At 64.1% G+C, this 11,815-nt stretch carries 17 protein-coding genes; 9 read left to right on the top strand and 8 right to left on the bottom strand.

Annotated features, from left to right (window positions below):
- Positions 1–31: 31 nt before the first annotated feature.
- Entirely contained in the window at positions 32–514 is a 483-nt protein-coding gene (locus C487_RS18260; RefSeq protein ID WP_006187329.1) for a pyridoxamine 5'-phosphate oxidase family protein, read from the bottom strand.
- 298 nt (positions 515–812) lie between these two features.
- Here C487_RS18260 and C487_RS18255 point away from each other — a divergent pair, with 298 nt between their 5' ends.
- On the top strand, positions 813–1,106 hold the full coding sequence (locus C487_RS18255; protein WP_006187328.1) for a DUF211 domain-containing protein: 294 nt from the start codon (positions 813–815) through the stop codon (positions 1,104–1,106).
- Complete coding sequence (locus C487_RS18250) at positions 1,103–1,699, top strand: VIT1/CCC1 transporter family protein (RefSeq protein WP_049908269.1); 597 nt, start codon at positions 1,103–1,105, stop codon at positions 1,697–1,699. Before C487_RS18255 ends, C487_RS18250 begins: the two co-directional genes overlap by 4 nt.
- Before the next feature lie 99 nt (positions 1,700–1,798).
- On the opposite strand, the gene C487_RS18245 is transcribed toward C487_RS18250, so the two are convergent.
- The 3 genes from C487_RS18245 to C487_RS18235 form a co-directional block, all read right to left on the bottom strand.
- Positions 1,799–2,248 carry a universal stress protein gene (locus C487_RS18245; protein WP_006187326.1) on the bottom strand — a complete coding sequence of 150 codons (450 nt, stop codon included), beginning with the start codon at positions 2,246–2,248 and terminating at the stop codon, positions 1,799–1,801.
- A 114-nt stretch (positions 2,249–2,362) separates the two neighbouring features.
- A complete protein-coding gene (locus C487_RS18240; RefSeq protein ID WP_006187325.1) occupies positions 2,363–2,788 on the bottom strand; it encodes a universal stress protein in 426 nt (141 codons plus the stop codon).
- 108 nt (positions 2,789–2,896) lie between these two features.
- Positions 2,897–3,817: a universal stress protein gene (locus tag C487_RS18235; protein ID WP_006187324.1), complete on the bottom strand. Its 921-nt coding sequence runs from the start codon at positions 3,815–3,817 to the stop codon at positions 2,897–2,899.
- 167 nt (positions 3,818–3,984) lie between these two features.
- Here C487_RS18235 and C487_RS18230 point away from each other — a divergent pair, with 167 nt between their 5' ends.
- Positions 3,985–4,542, top strand: coding sequence for a hypothetical protein (locus tag C487_RS18230; RefSeq protein WP_006187323.1), 558 nt, complete (start codon positions 3,985–3,987; stop codon positions 4,540–4,542).
- Positions 4,543–4,586: 44 nt separating this feature from the next.
- On the opposite strand, the gene C487_RS18225 is transcribed toward C487_RS18230, so the two are convergent.
- Positions 4,587–5,468, bottom strand: a complete 882-nt coding sequence (locus C487_RS18225; RefSeq protein ID WP_006187322.1) for a universal stress protein — start codon at positions 5,466–5,468, stop codon at positions 4,587–4,589.
- Positions 5,469–5,662: 194 nt separating this feature from the next.
- Between C487_RS18225 and C487_RS18220 the strand changes: the two genes are divergently transcribed.
- The 3 genes from C487_RS18220 (at position 5,663) to C487_RS19860 (ending at position 6,837) form a co-directional block, all read left to right on the top strand.
- Complete coding sequence (locus C487_RS18220) at positions 5,663–6,073, top strand: universal stress protein (protein ID WP_006187320.1); 411 nt, start codon at positions 5,663–5,665, stop codon at positions 6,071–6,073.
- A gap of 66 nt (positions 6,074–6,139) precedes the next feature.
- On the top strand, positions 6,140–6,559 hold the full coding sequence (locus C487_RS18215) for a universal stress protein (protein WP_006187319.1): 420 nt from the start codon (positions 6,140–6,142) through the stop codon (positions 6,557–6,559).
- 119 nt (positions 6,560–6,678) lie between these two features.
- Positions 6,679–6,837: an SDR family oxidoreductase gene (locus C487_RS19860; protein ID WP_006187318.1), complete on the top strand. Its 159-nt coding sequence runs from the start codon at positions 6,679–6,681 to the stop codon at positions 6,835–6,837.
- Between the two features lie 88 nt (positions 6,838–6,925).
- On the opposite strand, the gene C487_RS18210 is transcribed toward C487_RS19860, so the two are convergent.
- Positions 6,926–7,375 (bottom strand): pyridoxamine 5'-phosphate oxidase family protein, encoded by a 450-nt coding sequence (locus tag C487_RS18210; RefSeq protein ID WP_006187317.1) that lies wholly within the window; start codon positions 7,373–7,375, stop codon positions 6,926–6,928.
- Positions 7,376–7,547: 172 nt separating this feature from the next.
- On the bottom strand, positions 7,548–7,838 hold the full coding sequence (locus C487_RS18205) for a YgaP family membrane protein (RefSeq protein WP_006187316.1): 291 nt from the start codon (positions 7,836–7,838) through the stop codon (positions 7,548–7,550).
- Between the two features lie 313 nt (positions 7,839–8,151).
- Between C487_RS18205 and C487_RS18200 the strand changes: the two genes are divergently transcribed.
- On the top strand, positions 8,152–9,300 hold the full coding sequence (locus C487_RS18200) for an MBL fold metallo-hydrolase (protein ID WP_006187315.1): 1,149 nt from the start codon (positions 8,152–8,154) through the stop codon (positions 9,298–9,300).
- Between the two features lie 151 nt (positions 9,301–9,451).
- Here the strand turns inward: C487_RS18200 and C487_RS18195 are convergent, their stop codons facing one another.
- Complete coding sequence (locus C487_RS18195; RefSeq protein ID WP_006187314.1) at positions 9,452–9,835, bottom strand: DUF302 domain-containing protein; 384 nt, start codon at positions 9,833–9,835, stop codon at positions 9,452–9,454.
- 690 nt (positions 9,836–10,525) lie between these two features.
- Here C487_RS18195 and trxA point away from each other — a divergent pair.
- Complete coding sequence (trxA, locus tag C487_RS18190; protein ID WP_006187313.1) at positions 10,526–10,885, top strand: thioredoxin; 360 nt, start codon at positions 10,526–10,528, stop codon at positions 10,883–10,885.
- A partial coding sequence (locus C487_RS18185) for an NAD(P)/FAD-dependent oxidoreductase (protein ID WP_006187312.1) occupies positions 10,882–11,815 on the top strand: 934 nt, incomplete at its 3' end. The genes trxA and C487_RS18185, both read left to right, overlap by 4 nt.

Here is an 11,815-nt window from a genome sequence, read left to right as displayed (position 1 = left end):
CGGCGATCGCACAGCGGAGCCCCAACCACCGTTACTCGTCCCTGCTCGATCGCTGGTCGAACGACGGTGCCTGCAGGTCGTGTCTCACGCCCGTCCGTTCGTCGATCCGGAACTCGTACAAGCGAGTTGCCTCCGTCTCGCTCGCCGTCTCGATCACTTCCGGCTGCCAGGCTGGGGTCCGAGATTCCGGGAGCGTTTCCCGTTTCGCTTCGGGAAGGCGTCGGATCGTCCCCGTCAGGAGGACGCTTTGCCAGTGAAACATCTCGGCCCGGTACACGAGAAAACTGGCGGTCGTCGCCTGGTCGGAGAGGGCCGCTTTCCGGCTCTGGGACCCGACGACGTACCAAAAGTAGAGTCGCGAGTCCCCGTCAAAGCCATACGACATCGGAAGGAGGTACGGCCCGTTCTCCGTGGGGAGTCCGAGAACGCCCTGGCTTTGAATCGTGAGGAATTTCGTTACCGCTTCCTCGTCCATCTGTTCCATGCCGTAGCCGCCGAGTTCATCGATCGTCATCCGTATGCCGGACTACAGCACCGCGGGATATAATTCGTCTATCGGCTCGCCTGTCATTCAGCACCAGCGATAGCCGCCGAACCGGCAGGTGCTCGGTGACCGCGGGCACCCCGTCGCGATCCGTCCGCGAACTCCCGGCCGGAGTGCCGGACGGTCAGAGCCGATTTTCCGGGTCGAAACGCTCGAGGCTCGAGCGACCGGACGCGAACCCGCTTGGGGGCCAGTGTTGGCGCACGTCGTGGTCCGATCCGGGACCCGCCCCCTGCCACTAAGGCCGTCGAAGTCGACCGACCACACCATGACCGCCGCGATCAAACGCCTCGTCCTGGATGTCATGAAGCCACAGGAGCCGGACATCCTCGAGTTCGCCGACGCAGCGGCCGACTGCGCGGGTGTTGCCGGCGTCAACGCCGTCCTGGTCGAGACCGACCGCGAGGTCCAAAACCTCAAACTCACGATCGAAGGCGACGCTATCGACGCGGCCGAGCTCGAGGGGGCCATCACCGACCTCGGCGGGACGGTGCACTCGGTCGACCAGGTCGTCTGCGGCGAGCGTCTCGTCGAACAGCGCGGAACGCCCCAGGATCGGTGAGTGACGTGCCGTCGCTCCGCGACCGCCTCGATGCCATCCACGGTCTTCTCGCGGACGAGGAGGTCAGATCGATCTCGCGGCGGTACTTCATTTCCAACGGGTTCGACGGGACGCTGACGAGCATCGGCGTCGTCGTCGGCGCGTATCTGTCGGGCGTGACCGACGGTCTCACCGTGATCACGATCGGCCTCGGCGCGGCTGTCGGGCTGTGTACGTCGGGCGTCTGGAGCGTCTGGGAGATCGAACGCGCCGAGAAACAGGCCGAACTACTCGAACTCGAGCGAGCGATGCTGACCGAGCTCGAGGACACGACGGTCCAGCGGCGACGAGCGGGCGCGCGCAAGATCAACGCGATCGCGAGCGGGATCGGCCCGCTCATCGGTATCCTCCTGCCGCTGGGACCGTTTCTCGGTCAGGGCGTCATCTCCATGCTCGAGGCGACGCTGCTCGCTATCGGCGTCGGCGTCGCCGTGCTCTTTACGTTCGGTGCGTACCTCGGCTCGATATCGAAACAGAACTGGATCATCGCCGGCGTCAGGATGGGGCTTGCGGGACTCGTCGTCGCGGTTCTGAACCTGTTTGTGCCCGGTTGATGCCTGACACCCGAGGTCGGAGAGTGTCAGCATCGATCGTCGGCAACTCGTGAGCGGCGTAGAAACCGATCCCTGGGCGGGTGACGACGGCCGACCAGTTCAGTCGCGGACGACGGTAACGGAGACCGGCGATCTGCGGACGACCATTTCGGTCACGCTGCCGAGCAGCAGTCGGGTTGTGCCCGTTCGTCCGTGGCTGCCCATGACGATGTGATCGATCCCGCTCTCCTCGGCGTAGTCGACGATTTCGCGAGCGGGCGCACCGACTGCGGTTTCGGTCTCGAACTCGCCACCGTAGTCGCTCGCCAGTTCGCGCGCGTCGTCGAAGATCTTCTCTTCCTCTTCGGTTGCCCGCTCGTACCACTCGTCGGAACCGCGGGGCGGTTCGGTTTTGACGGTGACATCGGTCGGAGAACTGTACCCGGGGTCAGTGGGATCGAGGACGTGGAGCGCGACGACCGCGGCAGCGTCGAATTCCTCGAACGCGAACTCCAGTGCTCGGTTGGACAGCGGCGATCCGTCGACGGGAACCAGTAGGTGCCGAGACATCGAACTGGCGTACCTCGCGGAGTCTCAAAATACTATCCGGGCATCTCGAGTCGAACCGAAGCACCAGTGTGTCGGTGTGAACGCGGGAGGTGGGGCCTGCTGCCTGTAACACGGCTACCGGACGACGATGACGGGGATCGGCGACCGGCGGACGACGTTTTCCGCGACGCTGCCGAGCAGGATGCGCGAAATTCCCTCACGGCCGTGGCTTCCGATGACGATCGTGTCGTACGCTCCCGTCTCCGCCAACTCGACGATCTCGTGATCTGGTTTCCCGGTCGCAATCTCGGTCTCGATATCGCGACCGTGATCCGCGGCGACTTGGGACGCTTCATTGATGATATTGCGCCCGATATCGTGGGCCTGGTCGATATCGGGACCCCGTGCGTCGGAGTCCGGGAACGCTCCCCAGTACCCGTCCGGAACGGGGACGACGTACAGGGCGACGACATCCGCGTCAGGGAACTTCTCGAGGGCGTACTCGAGCGCGTCGGTCGCCGGTTCGGACCCATCGTACGGAACGAGAAAGCGGTCACTCATATGTCTCGTCACGCGATCCAGCGACATAATACCGTGACCGGCTGTGAATCCTTGGAGGCGCTTCGACAGGAGCAGTCGCCGCCGGCCGAGCGTCCGGGTCGGCGTCTCTCACTCGCCGCTCATCGGAACGCAAACCACCGGTCGCTCGGCGTTCCGGACGACGGTTTCCGTGACGCTGCCGAGGAAGTGGCGTTCGAACCCGGAACGGCCATGCGTTCCCATCGTGATGAGATCGATCTCGTTGTCGGCGGCGTAGTCCAGGATGACCCTCGCCGGCGGCCCCGTTGCGATGGTTCCCGCGAGGCTGACGCCACGCTCTCGCGTGTGTTCCCGAACCGTCTGAAGCGCCTCCTCGCCGGGTTGCTCGAGGTCGGCCAGCATCTCACCGGGGTCCATCTGCGGCGAGAAGCGACTCGTCTCGACCGAATAAATCGCGTGCACCATCGCATCGAAGGCCGCCGCAAGCCTGCTCCCCCAGTCGACGGCGACCGCCGCCCCGTCACTCCCGTCGGTCGGCAAGAGCACGTTCTCGACGGTGGACTCGGTAAGCCGCGACTCACTCGCCGCCGGCGGCACGACAAGTACCGGGACGCCGACGCTCCGGAGGACGTTTTCGGTGACGCTCCCGAGAACGACGCGCGTGAGGGCAGTGCGGCCCGTCGTCCCCATCGCGATCGCGTCGATGTCCCGCGCGTCGACGTAGCGGTCGATGACCCGAAACGGCGTTCCCCGTTCCGTGGCTGTCGTGACCTCGAGCCCCGGTTGTCGGTTCCGGACCATCGTCGCGACGGACTCGACGGCCGACTCGGCGTCGGCCTCGAGCGCGGCCCGCTGCTCGTCGGCAGCCGACGCGGACTCGAGCGCGGACGAGACGCTATCGATCACCGATGTCTCGATGACCGAAAGAACGTGAACGGTCGCATCGGCCATCGCGGCGAGATCGACGCCGCGTTTCGCCCCCGCGAGAGCGCCGTCGCTGCCGTCCGTCGGCAGGAGGATCGAGTCGATCGCATCGAAGGTCGGTGACATAGCCGTTCGTTCACCAGCTCGCTGATTAACTGTAGGGGGTGAGGGTCGACACGTGGGACCGTTCGTGGTCGGCCTCGACCGTCCGGCAGCAAAACGGCACGACCGTCCGTGGTCGGGACCGGGCCGATACGCCTATGTGTGCCGCATAACCACTACGAATTGAAACGATGACGGCATCGGCCGAACGCACGGCACAGCGCGGACTCCGGTGTACGTTGCTCGCGGTGTTCGTCGTCGGCGTGCGACGGCGCGATCCGGGTGCGGTCGTAAACGCCATCGTCGCCGCGATCGGAACGTGTCTGCCGGATTTCGCCGAACGAGCGTACGGTATCGAACTCCGTCCGTGGCAGCGTCTGTACGTGCGGCTCGGAATGGTCACCCACGCCGTCGGCATGCTCGGCCCGTACGACGACGTGTGGTGGTGGGATCACCTCACGCATACCCACTCCTCGTCGATCCTGGCCGGTGCCGTGTTCGCACTCAGTCGGCACCGCGGTCGCGATCCCGGTCCCCGGGTCGTCGCCGTCGTCGTCTGTCTCGGACTCCTCTGGGAACTCCTCGAGTATGCCGTTCACTCCGCGGGAAACCGTCTCGGACTCGAGCCGGTACTCGTCTCGTACGGGCCGAAAGACACCGCCCTCGACCTCGTCTTCGATCTGGTCGGTGCGCTTCTAGTACTCGCGTTCGGTGATCGGATTCTTGGCGATCTCGCGGCCGACTCGTGAGCATCGACCCGGCGATCGCAACGGACGGGACGGCGGATCGGGGACTACGACTGCGTTACGACCAGTATGGGAACGTCGACGCTCCGAATGAGCGTCGTGGTGACGCTGCCGAGGACTCGGCGACCGAGATTCGATCGCCCGCGAGCCCCCATGACGATGAGGTCGATACCGACATCGTCGACGTACTCGCGGATGCCGGCCGCGACGCCGTCAAACGACATCGTCCGCACGACAGCGGTCGTGACGGCAGGCGCGACGGCACCGATCTCCGTCGCCGCGTCCTCGACGACCGCCTCGCCGTCCGCCTCGAGTCGATCGACGAAGTCCCGCTCGAGCCCACCGACATCGAATGCACCGCCCGCAGCCTGCAGATCGACGATGTTGAGCACGTGGGCGGTCGATCCGTACTGCCGTGCGACCGCGGCACCGTGTTCGGTAGCGAGCGCTGCGGTATCGCTTCCGTCAGTGGGGACGAGCAGATCCGAGTAGTCGGTCGTCGCATCCGCAGCACCCGTCGGGACGACGAACACGGGAACGTCGCTTCGGCGGAGCAGTCGCTCCGTGACGCCGCCAAGGAGTCGCTTTCCGAGCCCCGTTAGCCCCTGTCTGCCGATGACGAGCAGGTCCGCGTCTCGCTCGGCCGCGTAGTCGGTGATCCCATCGGCGGGCGTTCCCTCTCTCAGTGCCGTCGTCACTGGTTGGCCGATCGCGGACGCAAGCGCCTCGACTTCCTCGAGCGCGGCGTTACCGCGCTCGTGAAGCCGCGTCTTCTCGTCGGCGGAACGCGAGAGACGGAGCGACTTCCGCTCGACGACGTACAAGACGTCGACGGTCGCGTCGACGGCACGGGCGAACTCGAGCCCGCGTTCCGCCGCCCGCTTGGCCTCGTCGCTCCCGTCGACGGCGATCAAAAGTCGGTCGTACATACCCGTCCTTCGACACCCACGGTCTTCGTTCTTCGCCAGCGGGCGAGACGGGACCGTCGCCAGCGACGACTCGACCGGACTCGAGTCAGCCAGCGAACCGCGCGGTGTACTCGTCGGACGGGACGGGTGAGACATGTATGGTCGCTGACTGCTGTAAGCTATATATTCGGCCCTGGTGTGAAGGACTGACGACGATGTACGACACGATCCTCGCGGCAACGGACGGAAGCGACGCCGCAAACCGCGCGGTCGACCACGCGATCGATCTCGCCTCGTCGTTCGACGCCGACTTCCACGCGATCTACGTCGTCGATACGACGCGGTACGGGCAAGCGGTGCTGTCCGGATCCGACGGTGCCCTCGAAGACCTCGAGCAACGGGGCGAGGAGATCCTCGACGACGTCGCCGCGCGATCGGACATCGACGTCACATCCGAAATACGACGGGGGCGGCCGGACGAGGAAATCGACACCTATGCTGCGGCTATCGCGGCCGACCTCGTCGTGCTCGGCAACCGCGGACTGGGGTCGGGCCCCGACCAACAACTGGGTAGTATCGCCGAACGAGTCGTTCGGAACACCGGCCGACCGGTGATCACGGCCTGATCGGAACGTGTCACCGGTCGCGGTGAAAGGTATATCACCGGCTCCGGTGTGTGTCAGCGTGGTTCGATGTACGACACGATTCTCGTTCCGACCGACGGGAGCGATCCCGCGAACCGCGCCGTCGAACACGCCCTGGCGATCGCAGATCGATACGACTCGAGGGTACACGCGCTGTACTGCGTGGAGACCCACCGGTACGGGGAGCCAGCACTGAGTAGTACGGCGATCGTACTCAACCAACTCGAGGAACAGGGGCAGGCGATGCTCAAGGAGTTGGGCAACCGCGCGGATAACGCCGGTATCGAGTGTACGTGGGACGTCTGCCACGGTCGCCCCTGGGAGGAAACGTTCAAGGCCGCTGACGAACTCGATGCCGATCTCGTCGTGATCGGCTATCAGGGACAGAGCCACGCGCGGACCGAACGGATCGGTAGCGCAGCCGAACGCATCGTCCGATCGGCGGATCGGCCAGTGTTAACCGCGTGAGGACGGGCTATCGTAGCAACTGACAATCACTGCACACCAGATCGCCCGACGGCGTTGCGATCAGTGTGTGAATCGTTTCAGTTGCGACTATAGGTCCCCGTCGCAATCCGCGGCCCACCTTGAGCGAACTCGAGGCGGTCACGCAAGCGATCCCGTCGCGCCGGATCGGAGACCCCGAGGATATCGCGGGCGCTGCGGTGTTCCTCGCGAGCGATCTCTCGAGGGACGTAAACGGAGAGGCACTCGTCATCGACGGCGGGGACACGCATACCGAATAACTGGACCCGGCCGAAACGCACACTCAGGGTCGGCGATCCCTCCATAGTCGTCCGCACACGCTGGCGGGCTTCACGCCGTATCCCGTCGCTACAGGTCGGTCTTCGTTTCTTTCCGTCCCGTCATGGTCGCAGGCTCGAGGCTGAAATACCGGAACGTCGTTTCCCTCGGCGGTCGCTCGAAAATGTCGACGAGCGGGATTTCGATCGACCACATTCCCTGTATCTCGGCGGATTCGTACGGCGCATCGGAAACGGACGAGAGCTGTCCAGTGGCGACGACGCTTCGCCAGCCGTCGTCGGTCTCACGGTGCGTGACGAAGGAGACGTGCCCGTCTACGAGTGCCTCTTTTCTGCTGTCCTGTGGGAAGGAGAGCCGGTAATAGAACCGCTCGACCTCCGCACTGTATCCGTAGGACACGGGTATCGAGACGGGCGGTTCGTCCGGTTCCGTAGCGAACGAAATGACACCCGTTCCGCCTCGGCCGAGGAATTCGTTGATCTCATCCTCGCTCATTCGAAGCCAGCGCAAGCTCTGCATACTGTCGTGGATGATCGCGGGATAAAAAGTACCACGTTACCAGCGAACCGGACGTTCAATCGGGTGAGAACGACGCTGATCGGTCTCCCGTTCGCGATCCCGAGGCACCGCCCGAATCCCGTTGCAAAGATCGTGTCGAGCGGTTCGTCGGGTTCCGTAGCGAAGCGAGATCTCAGCTCAGTCGCCCGGCCCTGCGGTTTTCGTCCCTCTCGGCCTCAGAACTGGAGTCGACTCCGCCTCGAGACGTATCGATACCGAGACGGGCGTTCATGGGGCATTTCCGGGTGACTGCGGTGGTAGTCAGCACCGCGCCACTGACGAGAGCGATCACTGCAAGAGCGAGTCCGAACGCCCCCGCCGTCAGGGAGAGCACCCCTTCGAGAACTGCGATCCCGATGAGAACGAGGAGCGGGCCAACGACGATCCGTGCGCCGCGGTCAAATCCGCCGACGTTTTTTTGCATGGTTCAGTTCACCAGTTCTAGAGAGGGCGTCCGAGTATATAACATATATTTACTGGTCGAAGATAGATTGCGGCCGGGAACGACGGATACTGCCCCAGGGGTTTCGTAGGGAAACCGGATCAGTACGATACGCCAGTCGATGGTTCGATTTTCCCTATCCAGTCCGTCGTCGTCGCAGCCTGCAACACACGACTCATGACGGCCAACACCGCCTTTTCGAGAGCATCGAAAGCAATACCGGTAGCCGGGGTGCCTGTGCAGGGAGGAGAACTATCGGCGCCCTCGTCTCAGCTAATATTGTAAGGCAATTCCAATGGTGAACCAGATCCATCCCGACCGGCTCGCCGAGATGATCGACTCGAACGAACCGTTCACGCTCATCGATACGCGCCCCGAGGACAGTTACGAGGGCTGGCGGATCCACGGCGCTGAGAACGTCCCGTTCGGTCCGGCGGATGAGTTCGCGGATGCGGACCTCGAGCACATCGCGGCGGCCGGGGACGGCGAGCCGATCGTCGCGATCTGCGGCAAGGGACTTACCTCGACGCCGTTTAGCTTCGAACTCGAGCAACACGGCTACGACGACGTGTCCGTCGTGAAAGGCGGCATGAAAGACTGGAGCAAGATCTACGAGGTCGTTCCCCTCGAGACCGAACCCGATGACCTCATCGTTCATCAACTACAGCGACGGGCGAAAGGCTGTCTCGGCTACGTCGTCGGATCGAAACGCGCCGCATCGGCGGTGGTCGTCGATCCGACCAGACAAACGGATCAGTTCAAAATCGTCGCCGAAGAGGCCGGACTCACGATCGAACACGTCCTCGACACGCACGTCCACGCCGACCACATCTCGGGTGGACCGAAACTGGCGGCGGAGTTGGACGTCCCCTACCATCTCGGCGCTAAGGCCAGCGGGCGGGACGTCGAGTACGATTACGAGCCACTGGCCGACGGCGAGACGATCCACCTCGGCGATATCGGGATCGAAACGCTCCATACCCCGGGACATACGACCGAGATGGTCAACTACCTCGTCGACGGCGAGGCGCTGCTGACCGGCGACACGCTGTTCGTCGAATCCGTCGGCCGAACGGAGCTTCAATTCGGCGATGACGAGGCGGCGAGTGGCGCCGAACTGCTCTACGACGCGATCCACGAGACGATCCTCGAATTACCGGACGAGACGCACATCCTCCCGGGACACGTGTCGGTCACGGCGGACAACCGATACGAGGTCGGCTCTCCGGGCGATCCGATCGGCGCTCGACTGGGCGATCTCCGCGACGACCTTGCTCTGCTCGGACTAGACGAAGACGAGTTCGTCGCGCGGTTAGTCGAGACCGCCCCCGACAAACCGCCGAACTACGAGCGCGTGATCGAAATCAACACGGGAACGGAGCCGCCCGAAGACGAGTCCGAAGCGACGGACCTCGAGCTCGGCCCGAACAACTGCGCGGCCTGACTCGCCGCCGAGAGCGGGACACAGGGTCATCGCCGGAACAGCGTCGTTCGCCGATCACCGATTCCCGTCCTCGTGATCCGGAAGTGACGACCGGGAAGCGGAACGGACACGAGCGGCGATCGGTCTGCTGTGCGCTGGTCGGAACGCGGTGCTACAGGGACTCGAGAACGCGCTCGAAGCGCTCGAGGGCATCCTCGCCGATCGGATCCAGCGCGTCGTCGGCAGCGATTTCGAGCAGCCGCTGCGGGTCGACAGCACTGACGACGACATGGTCGGCATCGTCGTAGACGACGACGTTGCAGGGGAGTACGGTCCCGAGGTCGAGGTCGGTCTCGAGTCCTTGGTAGGCCAACCCCGGATTGCACGCGCCCAGAATCCGGTACTGTCGGAAGTCCTCGTCGAGTTTCTGCTGTAGCGTCTCCCGAACGTCGATGTCACAGAGAACGCCGAACCCCTCGTCCTCGAGGGCGTCGATCGTCGTCGAAACGACATCGTCGAACTCGCCGTGGACACGCGTCTGGTGCGTATAGGACATACCGTCCGATCACTCCGAAGGAGGGTGATAGTTGGGGCAGCACCGGCAAGTTCGTGCCCCGTACCAGTTCGATCGAGTCGGGGACAGATCGTCGCTCCGCCACAGGAAAGACGGTCACCATGGTCTCTCGTTGCACCGTCCGAATGGTTGCCCCACTGCCCGGACTCGCCGCGCTCGCCGGGCTCGGAGACGCGCGCCGGTTACAATCGAACCCGTCGCCGTGTCCGTACTCCCGGCAGCGCTGGATCGACCTCCCTCGACCGGTCAGCACACGTTTGCGGCTGCGCGATCTCCTCGACCCTCGGCCCGAAAACGGTACTGAAACGGGCTGGGTATTTCGCGCGGGTTACTGTGCCGTCCATGGCTCGATATAGTCGACTGGACCTCGCAAGCAGTAGTTGGCGTACTGTGCACATCCGATGGCGAATTTGGTACCATATATTGCGCTAATGGGGACTCGAGTCGAGTCGAAATACCGGATAAGGGTCGCCTGATCTCGCAAATCGGTCGTTATCCGCCGATAACCCAGTTACGATCCGCGTGATTGTATTGTGCAACATACGCAAACATTTAAACGGCNCTGATCTCGCAAATCGGTCGTTATCCGCCGATAACCCAGTTACGATCCGCGTGATTGTATTGTGCAACATACGCAAACATTTAAACGGCAATGGCTCCTACGGTGACGTGATGGCAACCGATGCACACAGCGGTACTCCCGGACAGTCGATCGACGAACCGGTCTCCATCGAGAGCGAGACCCATCTCGAGGACATCACGGCGGCACACGACGTCGTCCTCGTGGACTTCTACGCGGACTGGTGTGGCCCCTGTCAGATGCTCGAGCCGGTTCTCGAGGGACTGGCCGGCGAGACGGCTGCCGTGATCGCGAAAGTCGACGTCGACGAACACCAGCAGCTTGCGGGAGCCTTCGGCGTTCGCGGCGTCCCGACGCTCGCTCTCTTCGCGGACGGCGAACAGGTCGAACAGCACACCGGCGTGCTGCCGGCGGACCGACTCCGCGGCCTGATCGAGGGATACACTGAATGAACGGGCCACCTGACGCGACCGTTCACGATATCGTGATCGTCGGCTCCGGCATCGCCGGCCTCTCGGCGGCCGTCTACGCCGCACGGGCCGACCTCGAGCCGCTGGTACTCGAAGGGCCCGAACCGGGCGGCCAGCTAACGCTGACGACCGACATCGAGAACTACCTGGGCTTTCCCGAGGGTATCGGTGGGATGGAGTTGATCGGGAACGGCAAGGAGCAGGCCGAGCGGTTCGGAGCCGAATTCACGCACGGGACGGTCGAGAACGCGACCCTCGCGGAGCGCCCGTTCGAGCTCGAACTCTCCGGCGGGAAGACCCTGCGAACGCGGACGCTGCTCGTCGCGAGCGGTGCGAGCGCTCGCTGGGTCGGTGCCGACGGCGAAGACGAACTGATGGGCTACGGCCTCTCGACGTGTGCGACCTGTGACGGCGCGTTCCACCGCGGCGACGACGTTCTCGTCATCGGCGGCGGCGACAGCGCGATGGAAGAAGCGCTCTTCCTCGCGAAGTTCGCCGACAACGTAACGGTCGTTCACCGCCGCGAAGCGCTGCGTGCGTCCGAAATCATGGCCGCTCGAGCCCGCGACCACGACGCCATCGGATTCCGCTGGAACACGGAACTCGAGGCCCTTCACGGCTCACGGAAGGAGGGCATCACCGGCGCGACCCTCATCTCACACCCCGACGGCCATCCCAGCGACAAAGCCGACCCCGACGACGATATCGTGCGGGAAACCGTCGATGTCGGCGGCGTGTTCTATGCGATCGGCCACACGCCGAACACCGAGTTCCTCGCGGGAACCGACGTGGAACGGGATGAGCGCGGATATCTCCGTCCTCGATCGGACGCCGCTGGCCGGGCGACGACCGAAACGCAGGTCGCGGGCGTCTTCGCCGCCGGAGACGGAGCCGATCCCCGGTATCGGCAGG

This window comes from Natrinema pallidum DSM 3751 (genome assembly GCF_000337615.1).
Taxonomy (GTDB): domain Archaea; phylum Halobacteriota; class Halobacteria; order Halobacteriales; family Natrialbaceae; genus Natrinema; species Natrinema pallidum.
Note: the sequence above shows the minus strand (reverse complement) of the source record. Positions and strands in the feature narration are given on the sequence as shown.

Bases quoted from the DNA above. Each gene is read 5' to 3' on its own strand.
- C487_RS18260 (WP_006187329.1), bottom strand. From the start codon at position 514: ATGACGATCGATGAACTCGGCGGCTACGGCATGGAACAGATGGACGAG.
- C487_RS18255 (WP_006187328.1), top strand. From the start codon at position 813: ATGACCGCCGCGATCAAACGCCTCGTCCTGGATGTCATGAAGCCACAG.
- C487_RS18245 (WP_006187326.1), bottom strand. From the start codon at position 2,248: ATGTCTCGGCACCTACTGGTTCCCGTCGACGGATCGCCGCTGTCCAAC.
- C487_RS18240 (WP_006187325.1), bottom strand. From the start codon at position 2,788: ATGAGTGACCGCTTTCTCGTTCCGTACGATGGGTCCGAACCGGCGACC.
- C487_RS18235 (WP_006187324.1), bottom strand. From the start codon at position 3,817: ATGTCACCGACCTTCGATGCGATCGACTCGATCCTCCTGCCGACGGAC.
- C487_RS18230 (WP_006187323.1), top strand. From the start codon at position 3,985: ATGACGGCATCGGCCGAACGCACGGCACAGCGCGGACTCCGGTGTACG.
- C487_RS18225 (WP_006187322.1), bottom strand. From the start codon at position 5,468: ATGTACGACCGACTTTTGATCGCCGTCGACGGGAGCGACGAGGCCAAG.
- C487_RS18220 (WP_006187320.1), top strand. From the start codon at position 5,663: ATGTACGACACGATCCTCGCGGCAACGGACGGAAGCGACGCCGCAAAC.
- C487_RS18215 (WP_006187319.1), top strand. From the start codon at position 6,140: ATGTACGACACGATTCTCGTTCCGACCGACGGGAGCGATCCCGCGAAC.
- C487_RS18210 (WP_006187317.1), bottom strand. From the start codon at position 7,375: ATGCAGAGCTTGCGCTGGCTTCGAATGAGCGAGGATGAGATCAACGAA.
- C487_RS18205 (WP_006187316.1), bottom strand. From the start codon at position 7,838: ATGCAAAAAAACGTCGGCGGATTTGACCGCGGCGCACGGATCGTCGTT.
- C487_RS18200 (WP_006187315.1), top strand. From the start codon at position 8,152: ATGGTGAACCAGATCCATCCCGACCGGCTCGCCGAGATGATCGACTCG.
- C487_RS18195 (WP_006187314.1), bottom strand. From the start codon at position 9,835: ATGTCCTATACGCACCAGACGCGTGTCCACGGCGAGTTCGACGATGTC.
- trxA (WP_006187313.1), top strand. From the start codon at position 10,526: ATGGCAACCGATGCACACAGCGGTACTCCCGGACAGTCGATCGACGAA.